At 47.3% G+C, this 25,823-nt stretch carries 23 protein-coding genes and 1 riboswitch; of the genes, 5 read left to right on the top strand and 18 right to left on the bottom strand.

The window, feature by feature from the left end:
* Nucleotides 1-487: 487 nt before the first annotated feature.
* Complete coding sequence (locus ACQ4MX_RS20665) at nt 488-2,062, bottom strand: sigma-70 family RNA polymerase sigma factor (protein ID WP_431087055.1); 1,575 nt, start codon at nt 2,060-2,062, stop codon at nt 488-490.
* A gap of 193 nt (nt 2,063-2,255) precedes the next feature.
* Complete coding sequence (locus ACQ4MX_RS20660; RefSeq protein ID WP_431087054.1) at nt 2,256-2,621, bottom strand: hypothetical protein; 366 nt, start codon at nt 2,619-2,621, stop codon at nt 2,256-2,258.
* 267 nt (nt 2,622-2,888) lie between these two features.
* Here ACQ4MX_RS20660 and ACQ4MX_RS20655 point away from each other — a divergent pair, with 267 nt between their 5' ends.
* Nucleotides 2,889-3,116: a helix-turn-helix domain-containing protein gene (locus tag ACQ4MX_RS20655; protein WP_013311830.1), complete on the top strand. Its 228-nt coding sequence runs from the start codon at nt 2,889-2,891 to the stop codon at nt 3,114-3,116.
* 623 nt (nt 3,117-3,739) lie between these two features.
* Here ACQ4MX_RS20655 and ACQ4MX_RS20650 read toward each other — a convergent pair.
* The gene (locus tag ACQ4MX_RS20650; RefSeq protein ID WP_431087053.1) at nt 3,740-4,513 is read right to left on the bottom strand and encodes an S-layer homology domain-containing protein; all 774 of its coding nucleotides are present in this window, start codon (nt 4,511-4,513) and stop codon (nt 3,740-3,742) included.
* Nucleotides 4,514-4,759: 246 nt separating this feature from the next.
* Entirely contained in the window at nt 4,760-5,119 is a 360-nt protein-coding gene (locus tag ACQ4MX_RS20645) for a HesB/IscA family protein (RefSeq protein WP_014277861.1), read from the bottom strand.
* A gap of 372 nt (nt 5,120-5,491) precedes the next feature.
* Here ACQ4MX_RS20645 and mqnE point away from each other — a divergent pair, with 372 nt between their 5' ends.
* Nucleotides 5,492-6,598, top strand: a complete 1,107-nt coding sequence (mqnE, locus tag ACQ4MX_RS20640; protein WP_431087052.1) for an aminofutalosine synthase MqnE — start codon at nt 5,492-5,494, stop codon at nt 6,596-6,598.
* Nucleotides 6,599-6,863: 265 nt separating this feature from the next.
* Nucleotides 6,864-7,931 (top strand): NAD(P)/FAD-dependent oxidoreductase, encoded by a 1,068-nt coding sequence (locus ACQ4MX_RS20635; protein ID WP_431087051.1) that lies wholly within the window; start codon nt 6,864-6,866, stop codon nt 7,929-7,931.
* Between the two features lie 120 nt (nt 7,932-8,051).
* Here ACQ4MX_RS20635 and ACQ4MX_RS20630 read toward each other — a convergent pair whose 3' ends face one another.
* Complete coding sequence (locus ACQ4MX_RS20630; RefSeq protein WP_014277865.1) at nt 8,052-8,309, bottom strand: YuzB family protein; 258 nt, start codon at nt 8,307-8,309, stop codon at nt 8,052-8,054.
* Nucleotides 8,310-8,396: 87 nt separating this feature from the next.
* Here ACQ4MX_RS20630 and ACQ4MX_RS20625 point away from each other — a divergent pair, with 87 nt between their 5' ends.
* A complete protein-coding gene (locus ACQ4MX_RS20625) occupies nt 8,397-8,642 on the top strand; it encodes a NifU family protein (RefSeq protein ID WP_013311836.1) in 246 nt (81 codons plus the stop codon).
* Between the two features lie 92 nt (nt 8,643-8,734).
* Here ACQ4MX_RS20625 and ACQ4MX_RS20620 read toward each other — a convergent pair whose 3' ends face one another.
* The 8 genes from ACQ4MX_RS20620 to ACQ4MX_RS20585 all read right to left on the bottom strand — a co-directional run bounded on the left by ACQ4MX_RS20620 (nt 8,735) and on the right by ACQ4MX_RS20585 (nt 16,801).
* Nucleotides 8,735-9,499 carry an SDR family oxidoreductase gene (locus ACQ4MX_RS20620; protein ID WP_431087050.1) on the bottom strand — a complete coding sequence of 255 codons (765 nt, stop codon included), beginning with the start codon at nt 9,497-9,499 and terminating at the stop codon, nt 8,735-8,737.
* Between the two features lie 145 nt (nt 9,500-9,644).
* Entirely contained in the window at nt 9,645-10,487 is an 843-nt protein-coding gene (locus ACQ4MX_RS20615) for a MetQ/NlpA family ABC transporter substrate-binding protein (protein WP_044645446.1), read from the bottom strand.
* Nucleotides 10,488-10,562: 75 nt separating this feature from the next.
* The gene (locus tag ACQ4MX_RS20610; protein WP_134912822.1) at nt 10,563-11,231 is read right to left on the bottom strand and encodes a methionine ABC transporter permease; all 669 of its coding nucleotides are present in this window, start codon (nt 11,229-11,231) and stop codon (nt 10,563-10,565) included.
* Nucleotides 11,228-12,250 carry a methionine ABC transporter ATP-binding protein gene (locus ACQ4MX_RS20605; protein WP_431087049.1) on the bottom strand — a complete coding sequence of 341 codons (1,023 nt, stop codon included), beginning with the start codon at nt 12,248-12,250 and terminating at the stop codon, nt 11,228-11,230. The genes ACQ4MX_RS20610 and ACQ4MX_RS20605 overlap by 4 nt, the downstream gene beginning before the upstream one ends.
* 137 nt (nt 12,251-12,387) lie before the next feature.
* A riboswitch (SAM riboswitch) is annotated at nt 12,388-12,527 on the bottom strand.
* A gap of 130 nt (nt 12,528-12,657) precedes the next feature.
* A complete protein-coding gene (locus tag ACQ4MX_RS20600; protein ID WP_431087048.1) occupies nt 12,658-13,377 on the bottom strand; it encodes a Cthe_2314 family HEPN domain-containing protein in 720 nt (239 codons plus the stop codon).
* 53 nt (nt 13,378-13,430) lie between these two features.
* Entirely contained in the window at nt 13,431-15,197 is a 1,767-nt protein-coding gene (locus tag ACQ4MX_RS20595) for a UbiD family decarboxylase (protein ID WP_431087047.1), read from the bottom strand.
* A 129-nt stretch (nt 15,198-15,326) separates the two neighbouring features.
* Nucleotides 15,327-16,259 carry a COX15/CtaA family protein gene (locus ACQ4MX_RS20590; RefSeq protein ID WP_025684722.1) on the bottom strand — a complete coding sequence of 311 codons (933 nt, stop codon included), beginning with the start codon at nt 16,257-16,259 and terminating at the stop codon, nt 15,327-15,329.
* A 197-nt stretch (nt 16,260-16,456) separates the two neighbouring features.
* Nucleotides 16,457-16,801, bottom strand: coding sequence for a thioredoxin family protein (locus tag ACQ4MX_RS20585; RefSeq protein ID WP_431087046.1), 345 nt, complete (start codon nt 16,799-16,801; stop codon nt 16,457-16,459).
* 224 nt (nt 16,802-17,025) lie between these two features.
* On the opposite strand from ACQ4MX_RS20585, the gene ACQ4MX_RS20580 reads away from it, so the two are divergent.
* Nucleotides 17,026-18,315: a DUF2515 family protein gene (locus ACQ4MX_RS20580; protein ID WP_431087045.1), complete on the top strand. Its 1,290-nt coding sequence runs from the start codon at nt 17,026-17,028 to the stop codon at nt 18,313-18,315.
* 28 nt (nt 18,316-18,343) lie between these two features.
* Here the strand turns inward: ACQ4MX_RS20580 and ACQ4MX_RS20575 are convergent, their stop codons facing one another.
* From ACQ4MX_RS20575 to ACQ4MX_RS20555, 5 genes are all read right to left on the bottom strand, one after another.
* On the bottom strand, nt 18,344-19,978 hold the full coding sequence (locus ACQ4MX_RS20575; RefSeq protein ID WP_431087044.1) for a putative polysaccharide biosynthesis protein: 1,635 nt from the start codon (nt 19,976-19,978) through the stop codon (nt 18,344-18,346).
* Nucleotides 19,979-20,109: 131 nt separating this feature from the next.
* Nucleotides 20,110-20,589 (bottom strand): DUF456 domain-containing protein, encoded by a 480-nt coding sequence (locus ACQ4MX_RS20570; protein ID WP_025684726.1) that lies wholly within the window; start codon nt 20,587-20,589, stop codon nt 20,110-20,112.
* A 51-nt stretch (nt 20,590-20,640) separates the two neighbouring features.
* The gene (locus ACQ4MX_RS20565; RefSeq protein ID WP_431087042.1) at nt 20,641-21,390 is read right to left on the bottom strand and encodes a Cof-type HAD-IIB family hydrolase; all 750 of its coding nucleotides are present in this window, start codon (nt 21,388-21,390) and stop codon (nt 20,641-20,643) included.
* A 94-nt stretch (nt 21,391-21,484) separates the two neighbouring features.
* Nucleotides 21,485-23,551 carry a peptidoglycan D,D-transpeptidase FtsI family protein gene (locus ACQ4MX_RS20560; protein ID WP_431087041.1) on the bottom strand — a complete coding sequence of 689 codons (2,067 nt, stop codon included), beginning with the start codon at nt 23,549-23,551 and terminating at the stop codon, nt 21,485-21,487.
* 181 nt (nt 23,552-23,732) lie between these two features.
* Nucleotides 23,733-25,817 (bottom strand): peptidoglycan D,D-transpeptidase FtsI family protein, encoded by a 2,085-nt coding sequence (locus ACQ4MX_RS20555; RefSeq protein ID WP_431087040.1) that lies wholly within the window; start codon nt 25,815-25,817, stop codon nt 23,733-23,735.
* Between the last annotated feature and the right edge of the window lie 6 nt (nt 25,818-25,823).

The raw sequence follows: 25,823 nt of genomic DNA, 5'->3' as shown, positions 1-25,823 counted from the left end.
AATGAGATTTTAGCAGATGTATAATCATTCTTACAATACTTACTGATCGTAATCATAAGGGGGGCTATTCATTCCCGGTGGTTTTTCTTGTCTTTACGTGATGTACTTAAAATTAAAAAAAGAGTTTTCCATAACCGGAAAACTCTTTCGCACTTTATCTTTTGGTCGAGCCATCATAGCTCGAAATTACTTTTAGTTGGAGCTTCACGCCCACATTCTTATAGATATAAGACTACAATAACACGGATTTTTACAGAGATCCCAACCAATTTTTTCTTCTACGGATTACATTGTCGGAACTGTGATGCTTGTACGTATTATCTCCAATATTCCATTAGAACGATCCCTTTCAATGGCATACCACTCAAAGTTTTCGACTTGCTTAATTAATGTAGAAATTTTTAATTTATTCAACTGGTAGAATACTTTTTCGGCATGGGGGGTGGGACAAAACAATTCCCAAAATCCATCTGCTTCTATAGTGTCTTCAATGACGGACTAAACCTCCAGCCAAATCATCCCAGCGCCAAGAAACCTCATGTCCGTGAAGATGCAGCCCCCCAAACCACTCGTCGATACCCTGAACTGCAATACGGTCCGCTGATCCATTCAGTACCTCATTACCCAACTCTGTGAGAATTACCTTTCGGTTCAGAAACTCCGGAATTTGTCTGAAATCCAAGCCGGCCTCAGCCCCGTCAATAATCAGCAAAGGATGTTCACCTTGCACCAAAGCACGAATAACTTTCCAATATTCGAGATCGCCCATGCCGAGCACATGCAGGACGTCAGTTACCTGACGGAACAATTCCAATGGCGTATCCACTCCATTACGAACGGCCTGAAGCGTGGTCTGTTCCACAATGCCAAGACCATTCCGCTCCGAGGGCAGCCGCTTGAGATGCGCTGTGAAGGCTTCATAGGCAAAAGGCAGGCCGGATGCTGCCAGTTCTGCCTTCTTGTTTTCCAGCAAATCAGCCATTTGAACAGGGTCAGGAGAAGCATACGCCTGCCAAAGCTCGCTTCCGAGCTCCATTTCTTGCCGCCCAATGGTCCGCCAGGTACCGGATAATGTCTGAAGCTGTGCCGGAGTGAGCTGTCCCAGACCATAAAACCGTTCGATTCCCGGAAACTCCCCAATACAGAGCAGGCTCAGCTTCGTGCGGCCCAGTTTCTGTCTTTTGAACCAGTGGAGCAGATAGGCGAGCATGCTCTGATCAAACAGGTCATGCTCAAACCACAACACGACTTCATCGTACTTGGTATATTCACGAAGTTTCTGCTCTTGTTCCTCACAGCCCGTTATATATTCGCTGGCCGGAATACCCATCGTTTCTTCCAGAACCCGGGCCCGCAGTATCCGTTCTTCAGCCCCCGCTGGATTTGCAAATATCGGCCCTGCTGGATATACCTCTCTCCATACAAGCACATCACCCTGTACAACGCCCTGCTTCAACATCTCACCTACAACATCACCGTTAACAATATGCAGCATGTTTTGGCCTCCCTCATACAAATGATTGAACACGGAAACGAGATCGGCTACCGGGAGTGTACCTTTCAGCTTTTGGCGGGCGTCGTGCAGCCGCTTCTTGAGCGTCGGGACCGGAGTGCCCAGATAATCGGAAATCTCCTGAAGAGAGTAGCCATAAAAATAAAACAGCCGCAGAGGCACGCGCAGCTTGGCAGACAACGCCTCCACCGATTGTTGCAGAACTTGGCTCTCCTCCCTACGCTCCGCAATTTCCGCCAAACCTGGTACTTCTCCCGACACCTGCACAGCTTCATCCAGAGGAAGCATCGAATGATGCTTGCGCCGCAGCGTCCGCTGGCACTGTCTTACGACAATGGTCTTGAACCAGCCTGGAAAAGCGGACGGCTTCTGCAGCTTCTCCAGATTCTGATAAGCCTCCATGAACGCATCCTGAACGGCATCTTCCGCGAGATGAACATCCTTTAGCATGTCATAAGACACCGCATATGCCATCCCGCGAAAATGCAGCATCAGCTGGCCGAACGCTTCTGCATCCCCTTGCCGCGCCTTTTCAACCCACTGCCTCATACGTCCCTAGCCTCTTTTCTTTCGTGTTCTTAATCTTAAGTGCCGGCTCAGTGGGGGAAGGTTACAAATAATGTTGATGGAAAAATGAAATGATTGATAAAGAGCGTCACTGAACACAGCAACAATATTAACAGATTCTTTCTCAAAAGAAGCATAATGCAGTTACAGGCCGTTGGTTTCCAACAGAAATATATTATCCTTTATTTTTCACGAGGTTAAGTTCAATATGACTTCGACCTTGTAGCCATAGCAGTTCATCCAGTAAAAATGCTAATCCATCCTTACTACGTAAACGCTCGATCAGTTCTGTGACGACCTCCATAATCTCACGCTGTACATTCTTCGCTAGTTGGAGGCCCCCACTTTCCCCATCCACATAAAGATGCGGATGATCCGGTTGTTCTACCTTTCGTACATGCCGCAGACACAATATTCCATGTTCAAGATAAAAGAAATAGCTACGCTCATACAAAACTCCCTCAAATAATTCGTACATATGAGGATCATCATCAGGTCCATATACCATGGCAACTCTTTTCAATTCAACAGATTCGCTCATAAATAAATCCCCCTACCTTATAATATTACTGATTTAATTATGTATTGTATTGATATCCAGCATAAACATGTGTATGAATGATCTGGAAAACATAACGCCCCCCTTCACTCCCTAAATCATTGTTATAAGAAATTTTTCATAATTTTTTATACTTTTATTTGTATATACGTTTATGAGTAATAACATATACGACTTTTAGTATAAAGTCAACATCTATTTTACGGATATTCGTATATTGGATATAATGGGCTGGAGGATGGTGTACATATGAGAACGATTCGGCTTAAATTGAACGAAGTTTTGACACAGCGGAGACTTACGCAAACTCAACTTTCCGAACTATCTGGTGTTCGTCAGGCGGCTATATCAGAAATGTCACGGAACATTCGTGAACAAATAAATCTAAAAACACTTATCAAAATCGCGGATGCACTTGAAATTGATGATATATCTGAACTCATAGTAATTGAAAATTCTGAGAAGGATCGCCTATAAAAGCGGTCCTATTTTTGTTAAGTACTTTTCGTCTGCACTGGCTAAACTTAAGAAATGTACATGAAAAGCGGAGAAGACGGAATGGTGCTGTACAAGCGAAGCGGTCGCTTTTGTCCCCGGATTTCTACCCAATTATAAGCTTTATTCAAGAAATCCGGGGGCGGGGGCGATGGGAAGCACCATCCGTCTGCGGAGTGGCACTAAAGTAACTTTTAAGTTCCATTTATATATTCGATCTTTTGATTGGTTGCTCCACTGCTTTATAAGTCATGCCAGGGTAATCACTTATAATAAAATGGAGAGTGATAAAATGCACTTTATAAAATCGATTTACACAAAACAAAACATAAATACCTCAGTGCTCTTTTTTTCATTTTTAGTTCTATATAGTGTTTTTTCTGAGATTGAAATTAAACCCATAGCACTCTTACTTTTTACAGTTGTATTTGCCTTTTTCAATGCCCTGAGTAAGTTTGTCCAATCCACACGTAGTGATAATGATCTTTAAACACATTCAAAAAGGCCTCCATAGCATATAGTACGCGACTATACCGCTATAGAGGCCTTCACTTATAGTTGGATCATTTCTTTGCTTTCGTCTGATCCTTCAATTGCTTTAAAAATCACTTCGATTGCTTTGTCGCTTCGTACAAACGCTGTAAAATGGTAACCGCTTCAGCCCGTGTGACTAGCGCTTTGGGGTGAAGGTATCCATCATTGGCGGTAAGGACGCCCATATTAGTCAGGGTGTAGAATGCTTCTCCTTTTTGATCTTGGGAATCTCCATCATAATAGGGCTCCTCTTGAGTCGTGTCGATGTATATTACTGGATAGCTGAACGAGTAATTGTCATTGTAATTCGCCTGACGAATTTTTATATCCTTATACTGCGCAGCTGCAGAGATTACTTCCTTGATCTCAGGATGAAGAGTCTGATTCGTATAATCCGTCCGAACGGAAGCAATCATCATAACATCCCAGCGGGTCAGCGGTTTGTCGGGATTGATATAGAATTGATAGTTTGGATATTTGCCCCCTACTCTTTCAGTGAAGCCCCAAACATAATCCCCATTGAATAATGCTGCAAAATCTTTATTCGCCCAGTGCTTACGCGCATCCACAAATTCTGAAGCTTTTCCGGACGAATGATTGATCTCTGGAAAAAGCTTGTGAAACATATTTACAAATTCCGCTTTCGTTATGGTTTTGCCTGGCTTGAAGGTCCCATCCGCATAGCCCTTGACAACACCTTTGTCGACCATCGAACGAATAGATTCGGCAGCCCATTCATATTTTGTCCCGTTCACATCAGTAAACGTATTTGCCGCGAATGCGGATTGACTAAAAAACAGTGCCACCGCAACCAGCGAAGGGATAAGCCATTTCTTTTTCAACATCTTCTCTTGCCACTTCCTTTAGGTAAAATTTATGTAGAACATAGCTCTCCAGAACTCCATGTTATATCGGCATTTCAAAAGCAAATGATGATAATAAACAGAAAAAACAACACAAAAACGACCTCCGCAACGAGTAAAATCCCGTCACAAAGGCCGTTATCCGCAATCCGGAACATCTATTCCGCTAGGCTAATGCATCTACCTCCGAACAGATCATCGGAAGACAAAACATTGACGTAACGTGTGTTAACAAGGTTCTTCGTTCGGCTTCCCTGCATCCGTAGCTGTACGGAAGCTCGAACCGCAACCACAGGTAGCGATTGCATTCGGATTATGAATGGTAAAACCGCCTGACATACCAGACTCTTCAAAGTCGATTTCCAGACCGTCCAGGTAGCGGATGCTTTCTTTTTCCACTACAATCTTCATATCCTGTACGTTCATATATATATCCTGATCCGTCTCGTTGTCGTCAAAGCCCATGGCATACGAGAATCCGGTGCAACCGCCCGGCGTAACACCCAGACGCAAAAACATATTCGGCGTTTCCTGCTGCTCCAGCATATCTTTCAAGCGCTCGGCAGCGGAATCGGTGATGTTAATCATGACTCCATCCTCCTCTTTTACTTCATGTTCTCCTTCAGTATACTCCACTATTTGCAGGTGCTCAAGTCATGGAATGTCCTTCCCTTACAGGCTTAAAGACCTGTTTTTCTATTCGTTTGTATTGAACACAGGTGGTGTGAGGTTTATAATAGGTGAAGAGTGTGCAAAAGAAACTGTCGGAAATTTGTCATTTCAAAGGCGATATTTTGAGACATTCGTCATTGTAGCCTGGCATTGTAACATTTTTCACATATCGTATAGCCGCGCTGCCGGATTCTTACCGACGGAACGGGACATCCTGTGCGCACCTAGCGCTTGTGCCGCTGATTTGGCGGACAGCCTCGCACAGAGCAACTTGAAGGAGGAATAGGCATGTCCACATTAGTTACACCTTTTACAGACCGCAGAATGGCAGAGATTGTAGAAAAGGTACAGAACGGTATCCGTTTGAACCTTGAAGATGGTATATATTTGTACGAAACTGACGATATTCTCACACTGGGTCAGTTGGCTAACGAAGCGAATTTACGCAAGAACGGAAAAAAGGTTTATTTTATTGAGAACATGAGCCTGTACTTCACCAATGTATGCGAAGCGCGCTGCGCGTTCTGCAATTTCCGCAAGGATCAGGGGGAAGAAGGCTCTTATACGTTGTCCGGGCAGGAAATGATTGATTATGTAGAGCAACACATCCATCCGGGGGTAAGAGAATTTCATATCGTCGGTGGTCATAATAATCATGTGCCTTTCCAATACTATGTAGACTCATTGAAGGCGCTAAATGAAAAGTACCCCAACGTTACACTCAAAGCTTACACCGCAGCGGAAATTGACTTTTTCACACGTATTAGCGGCTTGAGCATTAAGGAAGTGCTTCAGGAGCTGCAAAAGGCAGGTCTGCAAACGCTGACCGGCGGTGGCGCAGAAATTTTATCGGATGAGTATCGCCAAAAGATGCGTGTCACCAAAGCGAATGTAGATCGCTATCTTGAGGTTCATCGCACGGCTCACCATCTCGGCATGAAAACTCATACGACGATGTTGTACGGTTCGGTTGAATCCTACGAGGATCGTATTGAACATATGCTGCAAATTCGCGCATTGCAGGACGAAACGAACGGATTTATGGTATTTATTCCACTGTCCATGCAGCCGAAAAGCAAAAATGCCAACATCATGCGCCGCAACTCCGCTTACGAGGATCTCAAAACGATTGCGATCAGCCGCCTGATGCTGGACAATATCGATCATGTTAAAGCTTACTTCATTAATATTGGTCCGCAATTGACGCAGGTCGCTCTGACCTTCGGCGCATCGGACGTCCACGGCACGATTGTGCGCGAGCAAATCAGCCATGCCGCAGGCGCACTGACCCCGGCCGGATTGACCCGTAAAGAGCTGATCTGGCTGGTCAAAGGTGCAGGACGCATCCCGGTTGAACGGGATACCTTCTATAACGAAATCGAAGTTTTCGAATAAAAGCAATATCGGATTCGGATTTTCCCGCGTGCATTTCATCCCCATTACTCACACCATGCAGCATCAAGCTGCCCCGGAATTTTCTGGTCTGCCTGCCTATAGGCGGGCCGGGAAGCCGGGTTTTATAACAACAACAAACTTGTGTCTGATCGGAAACATTGAATTTGCATGTCGCCGGGATAGACGTTAATTTGGCGAACAAGGTTTCCTGATGAGGCACCAGACATTTGCCGGGGACACGGCAGCGAAAGGACGGCGGATTTTGATGAAAAATTTCGTTATTCTGGGAGGCGGCTACGGTGGCCTTACCATTGCCAAGGAATTACTCAATAAATATATTCCCGATGATGTACAGGTTATTCTAGTGGATCGAATGCCCTTTCAGGGATTGAAAACAGAATACTACGCCCTCGCAGCGGGTACGGTATCTGATTTTGATTTACGTGTGCATTTTCCCGATGAACAACGGCTCATTCGCAAATACGGAGAAGTCACCTCGATGGATCTGGAAAATAAAATCGTACATTTTCAGGACGGCGAGCCTTTGCCGTATGAACAGCTTGTGATTGCGCTGGGCTGTACCGACCGTTTTCATAATACACCGGGAGCTGAAGAGCATAGCTGTACCATCCAGTCCTTTAACAATACACGTCAAACGTATCTGCGCCTGAATGAAATCAAGCCATACGGACATGTGCATATTGTAGGTGGCGGTCTGAGCGGTGTTGAGATTGCTGCAGAACTGCGTGAAAGCCGCGCGGATTTGAATATTACCATTATGGATCGGGGCGAGCGGGTGCTGTCGGCATTCCCGCAGCGTTTGTCTGCCTATGTGCATGCCTGGTTTAAGGAGCATCAAGTCGATGCGTTAAATCATGTGGGGGTTTGCCGCATTGAGCCGGGCTCTATTTACAACCATGATGAAGAAATTGTGACGGATGCGGTTGTATGGACAGCCGGGATTCAGCCCGTGAAAATCGTGCAGGATTTAGCTGTGCCCAAAGACCCTCAAGGCCGCATTGTACTAAATGAATATTACCAAATCCCAGATCATCCCGAGGTGTACGTGGTCGGAGACTGTGCCAGTCTCCCCTACTCTCCAAGTGCTCAGGCGGCGGAGGTGCAAGGTGAGCAGATTGCACACATTGTACACGACCTGTGGAAAGGCCACACGCCTCACCCGCATCCTTTGAAGCTGCGTGGCACATTGGGTGCGCTTGGCAAGAAAGCCGGATTCGGCTATGGTTTTATGGGCAGCACCTCGCTGCGTGGTCGTGTACCCCGCCTGCTCAAAAGCGGCGTGCTCTGGAAATCCAAACGCCATTTTGGCTAATCTGTTGGTACAACACACAAAGAAGACCTGCTCTGGAAGCGGGTCTTCTTTGTTTTAAGCATGTATGGACGGTGCATATATCATAGACAGAACGAAGCAGGCTGACGAATGATTAACATCTCAGTCGAGATCAAGATTATCCCATGCCTCGGCTTCTTTGATTTTGTTCATAATCACTTCGTACAGCAGCTCTGCTGAATCGGCAGATACAATCTCACCGTTGACCATCGCATACGGTTCTGCGTTACACTGACCACAATTGCTGAGACAGCCGTATTCAATGACGTCGTAATCCGGATTTTGCTCCAGTCTGGACATAATTTCATCGGTGCCAAAATGCATATTGCTGGTGCAAAATTCTATGATAGGTCTTAACATTTTTTCACCTGCTTTGGATGACGGGCATTTTAATTTGGCCCGCTTTGTAATATAATAAATAAGGTATAGGAAAGGAGTTGAATTCTAATGAGCGAAACACAAAGCGTTCAAATGTATGATGAAGTAGCAGATGTACTGGATAAGCTTCGTCCGTTCCTGCAACGCGATGGTGGCGACGTTGAGCTGGTTGATGTAGAAGATGGCATCGTTAAGCTGAAGCTGGTAGGCGCTTGCGGCAGTTGCCCAAGTTCCACAATCACGCTGAAAGCAGGGATTGAACGTGCTCTTCTCGAAGAAGTCGACGGCGTCCAAGAAGTGGTACAAGTATTCTAATGCTTGATGCATAATGATCATGAGAGTCTTGACTTCGGTAACGAAGCTCAAGACTCTTTTTTGTGTGACGGGATGTACTGAATCTCAATCCCTTATATGGTCGGTCGAATCGGATCCAGCCCTCCCGACACATCCATAATATTACCCGTTATAAAATCCGAATTCTCATCACACAAATAAGCAATCACACGCGCAATATCCTCTCCACTCCCCGGGCGTCCACGCGGTGTCTCTTTATCCTGCAAGCCGATGACGTCGGCAATTGACTTTTCCTTGTTCGCCCCCCGGATATCCCCGGGACAAATCATATTGACCGTGATACCATAAGGAGCTTCCTCCACAGCCAGTGACTTCGTAAATGACACCAGCCCCACCTTGGCGGCTGCGTATACCGCGCGATGCGGCCAAGCTCGTGCTTCTCCAGCATGACCGAAGCCAAAATGAATAATACGTCCCCATTGCTGGTTCCGCATATGAGGTAGTACCAGATGATCCAGCAGCATCGTACCGACCAGATTCCCCTGAATCATGGTATGAATCTCGGCTACACTGTAATCCGCAAACAAGCGACGTTCCCGGATGAATGGTCCCGCGTTATTCACCATAATATCTACGCCGCCCAGCCGATTCTGTACTTCGCCGATCAGCCTTGTAATATCTTCCTGAATCGAAATATCTCCTTGCAAAGATAGACAGCGTACTCCCTTGGCTTCAATCACCTGCCTAAGCTCTTCGGCTTCGGTTTGGCTATGCACATAATTCAGAGCAATGTCACAGCCTTCATCAGCCAGACGCAGTGCGGTCATTTTACCTAATCCTTTGGCACTGCCCGTTATGAGTGCGACTTTGTGTCTCAACAGTTTTCCTCCTCTTCACAGAGAACGGTCACCCCCAAGTATAAAATATTTAGGCTTCGCCTACAACTCCAAGCAAAAAAGAAACCCCAAATCCTCTTGTTCAAGAGAATTCGGGGTTGGGGTTCAACGCGTTCTCGTGTCCAGCTTAAAATGCCGGGATAATCGCGCCTTGGTATTTGTCTTCGATGAATTTTTTAGTTTCCGGGGATTGCAACGCTTTGATCAGCTTCTGAATCGCTTCGGAATCTTTATTATCCGGACGCGCTACCAGAACGTTAGCATATGGAGAATCTTTATCTTCCAATGCCAGTGCATCCTTTGTAGGGTTCAGCTTCGCTTCCAGAGCGTAGTTTGTGTTGATCAGTGCAATGTCCACTTCAGGCAACTGACGTGGCAGCATAGCCGCTTCCAGCTCCTTGAATTTCAGGTTTTTCGGGTTTTCTGTAATATCTTTTACGGTAGCTTCGATGTTGCTTGCGTCTTTCAGCTTGATCAGACCTTGTTTCTCCAACAACAACAATGCACGACCTCCATTGGTTGCATCGTTCGGGATGGCTACGGTAGCACCGTCCGGAATTTCATCAAGCTTTTTATATTTTTGGGAGTAGATACCGAATGGCTCCAGATGAACTGCGCCCACAGAAACCAGGTCCATTTTGCGCTCTTTGTTCATAACATCCATGTAAGGTACATGTTGATAGAAGTTAGCATCCAGTTGCTTGTCGAACAATTGTACGTTCGGTTGTACGTAGTCGTTAAACTGAACGACTTGAAGACGAACGCCCTCTTTCTCCAACTGAGGCTTGATCGCTTCCAAAATTTCCGCGTGCGGCACAGGAGAAGCGCCAACTTTCAGCTCGACTTCACGTGGTGACCCACCTGTGTTTTGGGTCGCATTGTTTGTATCGGATGTCGTGCTTTTTGTACCGCAAGCAGCTAGCACCGCAATTAATGTCAAGCTTAATACGGCCAATACCCATTTTTTCATGTGATTACCCCTCCAATAAATTGTAGTGTTCAGGATTCAGACGTCCTGATCAATAAGGATATCTATATGGTTTCCCTATTTTCGAGTATAATGCCGCACCAGACGATCCCCTGCCATTTGCAGCAGTTGCACCAGTACGACCATCAGTACGACCGCAACGATCATTACAGCCGTTTCATAACGGTAGTATCCATAGTTGATAGCCAGTGTACCCAGACCGCCGCCCCCGATCATACCGGACATCGCTGTATAGGATACGAGCGTAACAACGGTAATCGTTAATGCGGCGAGCAGACCCGGCAGTGCCTCACGCAACAACACCCGACGGATAATCTGTCCTGTAGAGGCGCCCATGGCTTGTGCAGCCTCGATGACACCCTTGTCCACTTCGCGCAGTGACGTCTCCACGAGACGGGCAAAGAATGGCGCAGCGCCAATCACCAGCGGCGGAATCGTACCCAGCACCCCCGTGGAAGTCCCCACCAGCGACCGTGTAAAAGGAATCAGTGCAACAATCAAAATAATAAACGGTACGGAACGCAAAATGTTTACGATAAAGGAAAGTACAACGTATATCACCTTCATCAGATTCCATGAAGAGCGGCTTGCCAAAAACAATAAAATCCCGAGAGGCAGACCAATAATAAGGGTGAACAACGCAGATGCACCGAGCATCTGAAGTGTCTCTAATGTAGAATTACCCAGTTCTTCCCAACTAACTTGTGAAAAATCAAGTTCACTCATTGTCCGATCACCTCCACATCAAGCCCCTGACCGGACACTTCCCGCAGCGTATGCTCAATATCCTCCTGATTTCCTTCAAAACGGACGATAAGCTGTCCATACGGTACGTTTTTAATTGTGGAGATGGTTCCCTGCAAGATCGCAAAATCAACGCCGGTACTACGAGCCGTTCGTGACAGAATCGCATCGTATGTCTTGCTGCCCAAAAATGAAATCCGTACAACATGCGCCGATTCGCCGCCTCCTGCTGCTGCAATCGCTGCTTGCAGCTCCTCGGGATGCTCAGACTCCCGCTGGATAAAGTCCTTGGTCACCTGATGCTGCGGCTTCAGGAATACTTCTGCCACCGGACCTTGCTCCACGATGTCGCCCTGATGAATGACGCCGACACGATCACAGATGCTTTGAATGACATGCATTTCATGCGTAATCAGCACGATGGTCAAATTAAAGCGCTGGTTAATGTCTAAAAGCAATTTCAGGATGGACCCTGTCGTCTGCGGATCAAGCGCCGAAGTTGCCTCGTCGCACAGCAGTACATGAGGATCACTGGCAAGCGCTCGTGCAATACCTACCCGCTGCTTTTGTCCACCCGAGAGCTGTGACGGATATTTAGCGCTGTGTTCTTCCAGACCGACCAGTTCCAGCAATTCACGAACCTTCTGGTCCAACTTCTCCTTCGGCGTATTTACCAAGCGCAACGGAAAGGCAATATTGTCATATACCGTCGCCGAGGATAACAAATTAAAATGCTGAAAGATCATTCCGATTTTACGACGCTGTTTCTGTAACTGGGATTGGCTTACCGTGGCGAGATTCACGCCATCTACCCATACCTCGCCCGAGGTCGGACGTTCCAATAAATTAATACAGCGGATCAGCGTACTTTTCCCCGCTCCGGAATGACCGATGACTCCAAATATTTCACCACGCTCTATGGAAAGATTCAAACCGGTCAGCGCACTAACGCGTCGGCTGCCTTTGCCATAATGCTTGGTTAATTGTTTAAGCTCTATCAACGTGCTGCGACCCCCTTCACTCTTCCTTACCCTTTTAAGCGACGTTCATCTCTCAGGAATTATAAAATTCCTTCTCTATAATTATACAAAAAGAGCCCCCTTCACAGAAATGAAAAGGGCCCCACCATGCGAACCTTTTCTCATCTGTCAAAACCGTTATAAGTCTAGCGGTTTTGTAGGAATTAGCACCATAATGTTCCCTTCCGGTGTTTCACACCGGAAAAGAACGGGTTGCCGGGCTTCATCGGGCCAGTCCCTCCACCTCTCTGGATAAGAAAATATGTTAAACTCCAGCTTTAGCTGTCCGTTAAATTTAATATATAAAATCATAATTCAAGCATTTTCTGAAACTAGATTTCAGTATAGATAGTTTACATAGCTTTGTCAAAGGATATTTTCTGACATAATTATGGATGAGCTTCCCGGTTCTCCCACTGTTTCGCCGTATAACAAAAGGCAGTCGCCAGGGAACGGTTCACCATCTCCAGACCTTGCTTCAAATCCTCCAGGTGATGATCCAGATCCTCCAGTTGTATCTTGCCGTACAAAGCACGATGCCGTTGCCAGAGATCATCCTGCATTTCCGTATTCATATAGTGTATTTCCGTGTTACGCCGCTTGCGCAGCCGATTGATCGGGTCCGTGTATGAGTCCTTGATAGCATTTAAGCTATCCGTCATTTCAGGATGCATCTTCAAATACCTGAACTGCCGTAGCACTGTAAAATACGAATAATGTGCCTTGTACTGACCTGTTTTCAGATCATACAAATCATTGAGCCAGTTCCCGAGCTTATCCAAAATGGAAAATACCCTCACAAACCCATCCTTATAAAAGAATACGTACAGCGCGTAATCCGATTTTTCATCAACGCTCATATCCTCGGCATATCCGGCCTTCACTTTCGTGCGGAAAAAGACGGCAGCATGATGGCTCTGCTCCAGCTCATCCAGAGATGACATCAGGCCGCGTGTCAAAATATCCGCCTTGCGAAAATCATGAGTCGGATCTCCGCTGGCCTGAATTTGCCGCTTCAGCACTTTCAGCATGTCTGACATGCTGTTCATAGCATCCAGCAGGATGCCCTTGTTCACACGTGGCGGCTCGCCTAGCAGCTTGCGTATCATGCTCACGCCTCCTTTTATGAATGTAAAATCCGGTTGTTGGGTTGGCTAGGGCGTCAAGCGAAATAACTCGTCCACCGTTGGTCTACAAGCTTAACAATATCCTCGCGCGGCAGCACTTCATCCGGGTAGCCCGGCTTCATACGTGCATCCACTACAATTGGCAGCTTGTAGTTCAAATGATGCAAACGGACCTCGCTGTCTGCATACATATCCGTAGCCGGGTTAAACCGCGTAAACACCGTCCACAGGAATGATGCTTGTGAGCGAACGACTTCCTCGGCATCATCTACAATAAAGACAAGCGGCCATTCCTGCTCACTCTCAGACAAACGCTCCAGCACCCGCGCTGCCAGCTCAGGCTCCTGCTCAAAGGTCGCGCCGGATACGACGAGACATCCTCCGCAATATGGCTCAATTTCTCGAATCCCCGGCAGATCGCCTCCCTCATAAGCACGAGGCAATTCACGCACAGGCTCGCCTATCCCCATCAGAATTGCTTTACTGCCATGATTCAGCTTGCGGCCCGTGTAATCAAGTGTATCGTGAGACGTATGATTGAAAATAAATAAATCCGTCGCTGGATTAAATCTCTCCAGAATGGTTTCCAGCAGCAGGTTAAAATCTGATAAATCAATGACTCGATCCGTCAGCATCAGGAATTTGGTCAATGACAATTGGCCCTGTCCCAAAATGGTAAAGCCTGATACCAGCGCTTCGCGGGAATAGCTTTCACGCACAACTGCCGCTGCCAATGCATGTACACCCGTTTCTGCGTAAGCCCACAGAGACTTAACGGAAGGCATCACAAGCGGATAGGCAGGTGACAGCAGACGTTGTAAAAATTCGCCGAGATAATAATCCTCCTGCCGTGGTTTACCTACAATGGTTGCTGGATAAATGGCATCCTTACGGTGGTACATATGCTTGACATGAAATACAGGGAAATCATGCTGTAAGGAATAGTAGCCAAAATGATCACCAAACGGTCCTTCCGGGCGACGTTCGTGAGGCGGCACATAGCCGCTGATCGCAAATTCGGCCTCTGCCGGAATCCGGTGACCGCCGAGTGGGTCTTCTGTCATTGGCAGCTTGCCGCCCATAATGAGCGAGGCAAGTAGCAGCTCAGGCAGATTTTCCGGTGCCGGAGCAATTGCGGATGCAATCAGAGCAGGTGGCCCGCCGATGATAACTGTCGTAGGCAACGGCTCATTACGCAGCTCAGCTTCATGATAATGAAAGCCGCCGCCTTTATGGATTTGCCAGTGAATCCCGGTGGTCTGATCATCATAAATCTGGATGCGATACATGCCCAAATTATGATCCTTGGACTGACCCGGCTTCTCGGTATATACGAGCGGAAGCGTGATAAACGGCCCCCCGTCATCCTGCCAACTCGTCACTCTTGGAAGTGGAGCCAGCGGAGCATCCGTACGGCGAACTCCCAGTACAGGAGCCTCGCTATGGGATACCGTTTTCAGCCCTACTTTTAGCATGTCCTTAATCAGTCCACGTTCATTCCACAATGCCTTGGGGGTAGGTGGAAGCAATGTTTTGGTCGCCCCTACAATCGCATCCATCAGTTGTTCCGGGCGAGGCCCAAAGGCCATATCCACACGACGGTTTGTGCCAAACAGATTGCTGGCTACAGGGAACGGAGTACCTTTTACATTGGTGAACAGCAATGCCGGGCCTTCTTCCTCAATAACTCTCCGATGAATTTCGGCCAGTTCCAAATAAGGATCGACAGGTGCTTCTATAATTTGAAGATTATTTTCTTTACGTAGCGCTTCAATAAATTGGCGCAAATTCTGGTAGATCAACTGGACGATTCCTCCTAAGCAAATCAAGCCCTCGAGAAACTCGCGGGCCTGGTTTGTTTCTTATATGCTATTATACGTGTTTCAACGCCTCTTGGGCAAAAATCCGCTCCACTATGATCTATGAAATGCTTAGGTACGTTGTGCTTGGGTCGGAACAAGCTTGCGGTCCGGTGACAATTGCCATACACGATAGCTCAGATAAGCCAAGATGGAGAACAACGATGCAATCACCAGCATATGTCCCAGCACGATAAACATGTAGATTTCAGGTCTGTTGACGTACAACAAGATAATTCCAATCACCACTTGAAGCAAGATTAACAAGACCGATACGACACCCAATATACGGATATCCCGGTGATTCGGGTGATAACGGTATGAGTAGTGACCCACAGCCAAGATAATGACGAACAGCAGACCAGCTGAAATCTGATGAAGCAGCAGCGGAGATATGAAGCCCCCAATATTTACAACCTTCTGGATGACCGAGTGACTAAGCAACGCCCCTGAATAGACAGCAATATAGGTATAAATCGTCGATAGCCATATAAAGTTACGAAAGCCCCGACTGACAGGCCCAGGAATCAGACGCGGGGTGTAGCGTGAATCCGCATGCTCCTGCCAGGCCCCCAGCGTCATCATGGTCGCACTGGCAAAAGCGATAAGCGCAAAACCAAAATGCAGCCCCATGACTGCAGCCGATTGGGAGAAGATGACAGCCAGCGCCCCCATCGCTCCTTGTATGATGACAAACATTAACGTCAGCAACGAGAATAACTGTAAATCCTTACGATGCTTCATAAACAGCAAAAAGCCAACAAAAGAGGCAATGGAGAGTATGCCAGCCATGGCACTAACAGAGCGATGCGTAAACTCAATAACAGATGCGATCGTATGCGCCGGAACCAGCTTGCCATTACAAAGCGGGAATTCCCGACCACAGCCCAGCCCCGAATCCGTCCGCGTCACGACGCCTCCACCGAAGGTAGCCAGAAACATGACAATACATGTTACGAGTGCAAGCCACTTTAATATTCTGATTTTGTTATTCAAAGAATTCACCCGTATCCTTCCAAATATAATATTTATTCACTTCATAATGTTGTGAAATGATCACTTAAAATAATTATAACTGATATATCGTTCCTTGACATACGTGCTTTGTTGACAAAATGTGAACGTGTCCCGTGAGAAAGCCGCCCCCTTTGGAAGGAAGCGGCTTTCTGAATGCCCTAATGAATAGAATTCCACAACATCAATTATTTAGCCAAGCTGGCGTGTACTTCTACTGCCCGGTCCAAAAATCGCTCGATTTCCTCACGGGATTTGCGCAGTTTGTTTACCAGACGCACTAGCTCGCGCCCTTCACTGTAAGCGATAAAGCTGGGAATACCCAACACATTCTGCTCCTGGCTGACACTTTCGGCCTGCTCTACATCAATTTCAATCAATGTAAGCTTGTCTGCATATTGCTGTTCCACATCAGGCATGAACGGATCAATGAAATGACAATCTCCGCACCAGTCCGCCTTAAACACAGCTACTGTTACGCCAGAAGTGGATATTGCCTTATTAAAGTCTTCATGAGAGACGATTTTTTGCATGGATGATTCCTCCTTGAATTCTGTTTGTAAAAAAGAGCTTGTGCTTTCTATCTATTGTAACGCCAAGTGGCGCTTTTGCACACTCCCCTATTATTCCCGAATCACCGATTGGAAGCCCTGCCATCGAGACATACTAACAATATACTTCAGAACACACTTAGAACATCCCTGCATACTTAGCGGAATACGGAGTGTTCTCAGACTTTGAAAGGAGGTTATCCAGTATGTCTTTCACCGAATGGTTTCATGTGGCATCACGCCAGCTTCAGGGGGGACTAAAGCTGCTCGGTTCCGTACCACGTGCTGCGGAGGAAGCGTGGGAAGGCAAGCGGGCGGCCTGGACCGAGTCCCGCAAGCTGCGCTATCCACTTCGTGAGCTGCCGTGGGATGACCAAGCCGCACAGGCCGCCATGGATGAAGCCGAAGCACTCATGCTGACGAACGCACCGGCTACGCGCCCCTCTTCTCTGAATATGCCCTTATGCGAAACAGACTGTGAGCTGCTGGAGCAGATCAAAAACGCTACCGCACACGAGAACCGCAGCAACATCACCCGGACAGCCGCTTATCTTGAGTGCTATCACGGCTACCCCGAGTTACATTGGGCTCTGCTGGCCCATCTGGTTTCTCGCAATGGTGGCTATAACATGACCGATTTGAAGGGCGGTCTGATCGACAGTCTGTTCGGCGAACAGGAAAAGGAATGGTTATATCGGTTGCTGGAGCGCTGCAATGCCCTTATTTTTCAGGACGCCTACCCGCAGCTGCAATTATACATGCACAGCCGTCATCTGGGCCGAAGCTGCTTTCATTTATTGCCCTATTTTCACGTATCGCCATTCATGAAACCTTTCTGGGAGCGTTTCTGGGCTTGGCGGGATAGCTCTCTGTTGACCGTCGCTCTCATTATCAACGAACAAAACTATATTGAAGGTCGTGTTGTGAAGGACCCGTATTTTCAAAAATTTGTGATGCACAAACCGGGCTTTTATATACATGATTGGCTCCAGCTCAACCAGGTTATTTTTCCGCTTGGGTTAAACGGCGGACTCGCCGGACTGGTGATAGAGCGTTTTGGCCATCTTGACGAGCGAATCGGCTTTGGGAAAAGCCTCTATGCCATGCTGTTCGGTCACCAGCAGGTGCTGGATCAAGTAACAGCATTCGCTACCAGCGTGCCTCACACTGGCTCGCGCAGCGACTATTGGCCAGGACTGTTCGCTCCGGACAAAGAAAAAACGCTGCGCTCTCCTGAAGAGAGTGCAGCGCTACTGGCACATGAATGGCTGCCACCGGGACAACGCCTGTACAGCCCAGAGCTGAACGCCGTCTGGTCGGATACGCCTTATGATCCGATCCCCCGTTACGACTGGTTTCAGGACGGCTCAACGCTCGGGCATTTCACCGAACCAAGGCGACCGCTGTTATTTGCCATGCGGCATGAACACCGCCATGGCATCCAAAAAACAGCGATGGCCCATGACGCGCATGCCAGCCTGCGGCCTTTCCACTGAAAAAGCTGGAGAGCTGCCTATGCATCTTTTAGCCTCGTTGCCCTGTGGACTCACGCTGGAGACGCATCAGTGGACGCAGTACCTTTTGCAACACACGCGGGTAGTTACCCAACTCGTCCCTGCGCAGTACGCGCAGCACAACCAGCAGCACCAAATAGCATACCAGTACAGCCGCCCCGGCAATACAGCACGCGATGAAGAAGGCCACACGTGCAGGCATGATATGAATCAGCAGAATACAAGCCTCATTCACACCGTATCCAATGGCTCCCGAAAGCACGACTGCGGTCAGAAAGCCTGCCCAGCGACGGCCCATGATGGAGAAGGATACGATGCCTTTGAGCACATGCAAATTCAGCAGCGTAATCACAAGGAAACATAATCCGGTTGCGGCAATGATGCCGTAAATTCCAAGCCAGCCAGCCAGCAGCCAGCTCACAGCCAGCTTAACAACGATACCGACCAAGACATTAACCATTGAAATACGCGGTTTACCCATACCGATCAAAATCGAGTTAGAGGTCATCATCGTAATCTGGAATATCGTTCCGAGTGTCAGAACAGCGATAATCCCGCTGCCTCCAAGCGAACTGAACAGTAAGCCATTGATGGAATAGGCGGTTACACACAAGGCCAGCACAATCGGCATTCCAGTCAAAATAGAGATTCGCAAGGCCAGCGTCATCTGATTTTGCAAATGCTGTTCATCCTTGCGGGCAAAAGCCGCCGAAATGATCGGAATGAGCGATTGACTGAGCGCGATAGCCAAAATCGGCGGAATTCCCGCCACACTCTGCGCACGTGCCCCCAAATAACCCAACTGGGTCGTTGCCTGATCCAAGCCGATTTGGACGGACAGTAGTCTAACCACAATCGACGTATCAATAAAGTTAACGGCCGGAACTGTCAAAGAAGACAATACAATTGGAATAGACAGCGTAAAAATGTCTTTGTAAATGCGCATCATCGGCAATGCGGAGCTTTCCTCCTGGAATTGCTCTTGTCGATCCTGACGATCCTGGCGACGTATTTTCACCGTGTAATACAGCATGACCGCCAGTGCGCCAATGCTTCCCATGACACCCCCGAACGATGCCCCGGCCGCAACCTCACGATCTCCATAACCGAGCTTCAAAATAATAAATGCGAGCAAAATAGCAGTAGCCACCCGTGCGACCTGCTCCACAATTTGTGAAATACCGCCTGCGGTCATGTTACCGCGCCCTTGGAAGTACCCGCGCATCATGGCAATGGCGGGAAACAGCAGCAAGGCAGGTGCCAATGCCTGAATAGCCAAGGCCGACTGAGGAACTCCCGCCACATGCTCGGAAAAATAAGGCGCGCCAAAATATAGCACCACCGTAATGATAATGCCAGCCGCCGCCGCAAACAGCAACGCCGCATGGTACACACGTCGTGCTTCTGAAGGCCGATTCAGCGCATAACGCTCGGAGACCATTTTGCTCAACGTGCTTGGAATACCTGCTGTAGCCACCGTGAGCAACATCAAATAAGCATTGTTCGCAATCGTAAACGAGGCGTTCCCTACGGAACCAAGCAAATGCTCTAACGGAACTCGCTGCACCAGACCCAGCACTCTCGCCACCAAGGCGGCTGCGGCTAAAATAAGCGTGCCTCTAAGAAATGTTTCTTTATTGGACAAAATGCGTTCCCTTCTTTCTTGCTGTTGACACGCATGCAAAAGCTCCGCAAAGCAGTCATGGCCTGAGCCATCACCGGTGCGGAGCCGCATGTCGATTCTGTCTCTGCAAATCACAAGCATAGGATGTTAAACTAGAACACCCAAATCAAGAATACAAGAATCATGACAAGCTGTAAAATTACTTTCATCACGGTGCTGGTAAACAGCCCTAATACAGAACCAAAGCCCACTTTAATCGCTCGATCCAGCGGGGCCTTGCTAATTAGCTCACCCAGCACAGCGCCAATAAACGGCCCTAAAATCAGACCAAACGCCGGAATAACAAAAGGGCCGATAATAATCCCGATGGTACTAAGGATCGTGGACAGACGTGAGCCGCCAAATCGTTTGACCCCCCACGCAGTGACGGCATAATCTGCAACAAATAGTGCAACTACTATTAGTGTCTGTATGATCCAAAACCATACATTGTATGGAGCAAACGAGAAAAACCAGCCGTACACAAAAAATGCAAAATAGATGGCGAGCGCCCCTGGCAATACGGGATATACTGCCCCGGCCATGCCAACAATGAACAGCGCAACGATAATAATCCAGCCTACAATGTCCACTGGCTCCCTCCTTCTCGTCCAATCACCCTAGATGCTTTATCATTCGTTTTCCTAGACAAGTACATAATCACGGATAACTTCTACGATGCCATCTTCATTATTCGAAGCTACGACCAGATCGGCCGCTTCTTTTAGCGTATCCTGTGCATTGCCCATCGCAACACCCAGTCCAACCGCTTGGATTACAGCCAAATCATTCAGACTGTCACCTACTGCAACTACCTGCTCCATTGTAATCCCGAGCAAATCGCATACTTCTGCAATCCCACTGGCTTTTGATATGCCCGCCGGGTTGATTTCCAGATTCGTCATGGAAGAGTTGGAAATTTCAAGTCCGCCCATGTCCTGAAGCTTGAGCAAAATTTGATTCCGAATTTCGTCATTTTCCGTATTATAACCGAATTTGAGCCATTCCTGTGTATCCAATGTATCCGGCCAACGATCTCTATTATATAATTCCTCCGTCGAGTAAGCCCAGAACCAGGAATCTGTTTCTACAGCAATCTGGTGCATTTTCCGAACTAGCTCCTTATCAAGCAAATAACGGCGCCACAGCTCATGAGGGGATTTCCATACCTCGCTGCCGTTTACCGTTACCATAGGTGTATCCAGGCCGAGCTGTTGCCCGTAAGGCAAGGCATGCATCGCTGCCCGTCCGGTAGACAAGCACACGTAAATCCCCTCTTGAATCGCCTTGTTAATCCAGTTGATCGTTTCCAGCGTAATTTCATGATTGTCGTTCAATAAAGTTCCATCCATGTCGAGCGCAAGCAGTTTGTATTTATATTGGTTTTCTCCCATGGGTTCTCTTCCTCCTGTATGTCCCTTATGTCCAACGACATTTTACCATGAAAAAGAGAAGCCCACAAAAGAATTCAAGTCCTCACTTCGCTGCCTACGGCTTTTTGGGGGTACCATCCAACCCGTAAACCTCGTCATAAGCTTCAAATATTTTACGTGCCACGGGTCCAGCGCTCGTCGCGCCAAAGCCCCCTTCAGGAATAATGACCGCTACGGCCAGCTTCGGATTTTGACGCGGAGCAAAAGCAATGAACACCCCGTTATCTTTAACCGCACGTCCCACTACCTGCTGGGAAGTCCCCGTTTTACGGGCATAATCATACGGAAACCCGTTAAATGCTTTAACATCCGTAGCCATACCGCGAATCACCGTATTCCAGTACGTATCTGAAAAAGCAACCTCATTCAGCACCTTGGGCTTGAACTCACGCACGAGGTTGCCTTGATCATCCACAATTTTACTGACCAAATGCGGCTGCATACGCTTGCCTTTCGTTGCCAGCACGGTCGTATACTGGGCAAGCTGCATCGTCGTATATTTCCCCTGTTGGCCAAAGGAAGCCTGTACCAAGCGTGTCAGCGCACTTTCATGCTTGCTCGTATACTCAAGTCTGCCTGCCCACTCGCCTGGCAGATCGACTTCAGTCGGTACGCCTAATCCAAATTCCTTCATATACTTGTCCCATACATCAATTCCCTGATGCACCCCTGCATTACTTCCATATTTGGCATACAGCGGCTTGCCGATCATATCCACCATGAAAGTATTCGATGAGACTTCAATTGCCCTGCTGGGGGTAAGAGGACCATACACGTGGCCACTCGAATTACCAACCCGGCTGGAACGATTTTTACCATAGTACGCGCTCCCCGTATCCAGATAAGTTTGTCCGGGAGAAAATAAGTTTTCCTTCAACCCGATCAGCACGGTTAGGGGTTTAATGGTTGAACCCAGCAGCACCGAGGATTCCGGGTGCGGACCCTCTTTTCCGCTAGGTACGGATTTAATCGTTCCGTTCCCCATTTTATGCTGAATTTCGTCATATACCGAAGGCGATGTACTTCCCGTCTTCCATACATTGGAGTCATAGTCCGGCATACTTGCCATCGCTACGACATTCCCTGTCTCGACCTCCATCGCTACAGCGAAGCCAGTAGTGGCATCGCCGTGGAGCTTACCCGATACCGGATGGGTATGAAGCCAACGAAGCTGATCCACAATCGCTTGTTCGGTTTTTTGCTGAATTTCCTTGTTGATGGTGGAATACAGATGGTATCCCTTTTTCGGCGGAGTAATGGATTCAATGCCCTCCGGCATGCTGCGCGGATTTACCTCTACCGTTTTATAGCCGTTTTTCCCTCTCAGCTCATTCTGATACTGAAGTTCCAAGCCATCATATCCGACGGTCTCACTTTCCGAGTAAACCTGTTCGGGTCTTAGGACCTCCGAATTGGCTTGATATAGCTCCTTGTACTTTGGCCGATTGGTCCGCGCTCCTTTGAACTTGTACATATATCCAATCGTTTGCACCGCCACCCGATCCGGGTCATAATGACGTACACTTTCTTCTACAATCTCAATTCCGGGAAACTCCTGCCGATGCTCCAGAAAATATGCGATTTCCTTCTGATTTAAGTCAGATTTGACCAGGCGCGGAGTAAAGCCCCTGTATTGAGTGTAGTCCTTGTCCAGCCGTTCCTTAATTTTCTCTACATCAAGTTGCTCACCCTCCGTACTTCCTAACTCACTCAGCTTGGCAGCAAGCTCTTTAGCAAAAGCATTAAACTCAGGAAGCAGCTTTTTTCCCGGCTTACGGTCTTTTTCTGCACGTTTGCTATAATCCTTTGATAAGGTCACATACAGCGACTGTACCGGAGTTGAATACGCCAGCTTGACGAGACCCGTAGAGTCATAAATCGTACCCCGACTCGGGGCTAACGGGACATTTTTCGTATTTACGGATTGTTGCTGCTCCTTCAGCTCTGCTGATTGCACAAACTGTAAGACCGCTAGTCTGGTAATAATAATGGCAAATAACACAAACACACTGAAAAAAAGAAGATTGGTTCGAAAAACCGTCCGCTTTTTTTGTGCCTCTTCATTCTCTTCATGGCTTTTCTTTTTGAATGAAAACTTCTTATCCAAACTTCCTCTGTCCATATTAGCTTGTCATTACTCCTTTCACCGGGGTTATCATATCCCTGATCCTACCATAATAGTGGTAAATAACGATGAATTTGGTGGTTACAATTTTGTAAGAAAACGGATAAAGATCATAAAAAAAGCTCCTCTTAGCACAAAGGCCGAGAGAAGCTTTAATGAATTGTTACGTAGTACTTTATTATGGCTGTTTAACTGCATTGGGATCGGATGCTGTAGCATCCTTTTTCTTAGGCACTCCGTCCAAACCATACACCTCATCATAGGCGTCAAAGATTTTGCGTGCCACAGGTCCAGCGCTCGTCGCGCCAAAACCTCCTTCGGGAATAATGACCGCTACGGCCAGCTTCGGATTCTTTCGTGGTGCAAAGGCGATAAACACCCCGTTATCTTTTAAATCTCTGCCTACACTTTGCTGAGATGTACCCGTTTTGCGGGCAAAGTCATACGGGAAACCCTTAAATGCGCTGACATCTGTAGCCATCCCGCGTATGACTTCATTCCAGTAAGCATCCGGGAATTTCACTTCATTCAGCACCTTCGGTTTAATCGTTTGGACAACATTGCCGTTAGTATCTTTAATTTGGCTAACCAAATGTGGCTCCATCCGTTTGCCCTTGGTCGCCAGCACTGTCGTATATTGTGCAAGCTGAAGCGTTGTATATTTACCCTGTTGACCAAAAGAAGCATACGCCAACTTGGACAGTGACGACTCCTTATCATTATGCGCATACTCTCTTCGTCCTGCCCATTCAGTTGGTAAGTCAACCCCCGTCAACACACCTAGTCCAAATTCCTTCATGTAACGGTCCCATACATTCACACCTTGATCTTCCTGTGCATTATTAATGTATTTGTTATACAATCTTTTACCGACCATATCGACCATAAATGCGTTAGAGGAATGGCGAATGGCAGAAGCCGGGTCCAGCCCACCATATACATGACCCGAAGAGTTACGTACCCGAGACGAATTGTTACGTCCAAAATAAGCAGCACCCGTATCCTGATAATAGGACGATGTACTGAATAGATTTTCCTCTAGACCCACTAATACAGACAGCGGTTTGATGGTGGAACCGAGCAGTACAACTGACTCTGGATGTTGACCCGATTGACCGGAGCCGAAGGAGCGAATAGTACCATTCAAATATACATTTTGAATTTTCTTATAATTATCAGATGATATATTTCCGGTTTGCCAATAGTTCGCATCATAATCCGGCATACTGGCCATCGCGACTACATTCCCTGTATCCACTTCCATGGCTACAGCAAAGCCTGTTTTGGCATAAGGATGAGTCTTGCCAGAAACAGCATGGGTATGCAGCCATCTCAATTGATCCATAATGGCGTTTTCTGTTTTGACCTGAATCTCTTTGTTAATGGTGGAATAAATGTTGTTTCCTTTTTGCGGAGGAGTAACGGAATCTACACCCTCCGGCATATTGCGCGGATCAATCGGGACCGTTTTGTACCCATTTTTCCCTCGTAACTGCTCCTGATATTGAAATTCCAATCCATCAAAGCCAACAGATTCGTTATCCATATAGATGAGTCCCGGATCATTTTCCGCTGACATGGATTTTTGAATATTTTTATATTTATCCAGGTTTTCACGCGCACTTTTATAGCTTTTAATGTAACCCACTGTTTGGACAGCCACCGTATCAGGATCATAATGTCGTACGGTTTCCTCCACAACATCTACCCCTGGAAACTCACTCTTATGCTGCATGAAATAGGCAACTTCATCTTTATTAAGATTGGTTTTAATCAGGCGGGGCGTAAAACCGCTAAACCGTTGATAGTTCCGGTCCATAGCGTCCATAATTTGCGCTGCCGTCATTTTGGGCTCATCTTTATTGCCATATTCAGCAAACCGATTTGCCAGCTTTTGTGTCATATTCTCCAGCTCAGGCAACAGCTTTTTATCATCATTACGCAATTTTTCCATACTATCACTGTAGTTCTTGGAGAGCGTGATATAGAGCGACTGTACCGGTGTAGAATATGCCAGCCTGTTCTGACCGGTTGAGTCGTAAATCGTTCCGCGAATCGGCGTAAGCGGTACATTTTTGGTAACATTACTGGCCTCCTGCTGCTTAAGCTGAGGGCCCTCCACAAATTGAAGTATCGCCAGTCTTACGATAATGACCGTAAATATAATGAACGAGCTGAAAAAGAACAGATTGATCCGGAAGCTGAATCTTTTTCGGTCGGACGTCTCGTTGTCTTTTCCCTGCTCGTTGTCCATCTTTCTCATGTGCCC

Source organism: Paenibacillus sp. 8b26 (assembly GCF_050626875.1).
Taxonomy (GTDB): Bacteria; Bacillota; Bacilli; order Paenibacillales; family Paenibacillaceae; genus Paenibacillus.
Note: the sequence above shows the minus strand (reverse complement) of the source record. Positions and strands in the feature narration are given on the sequence as shown.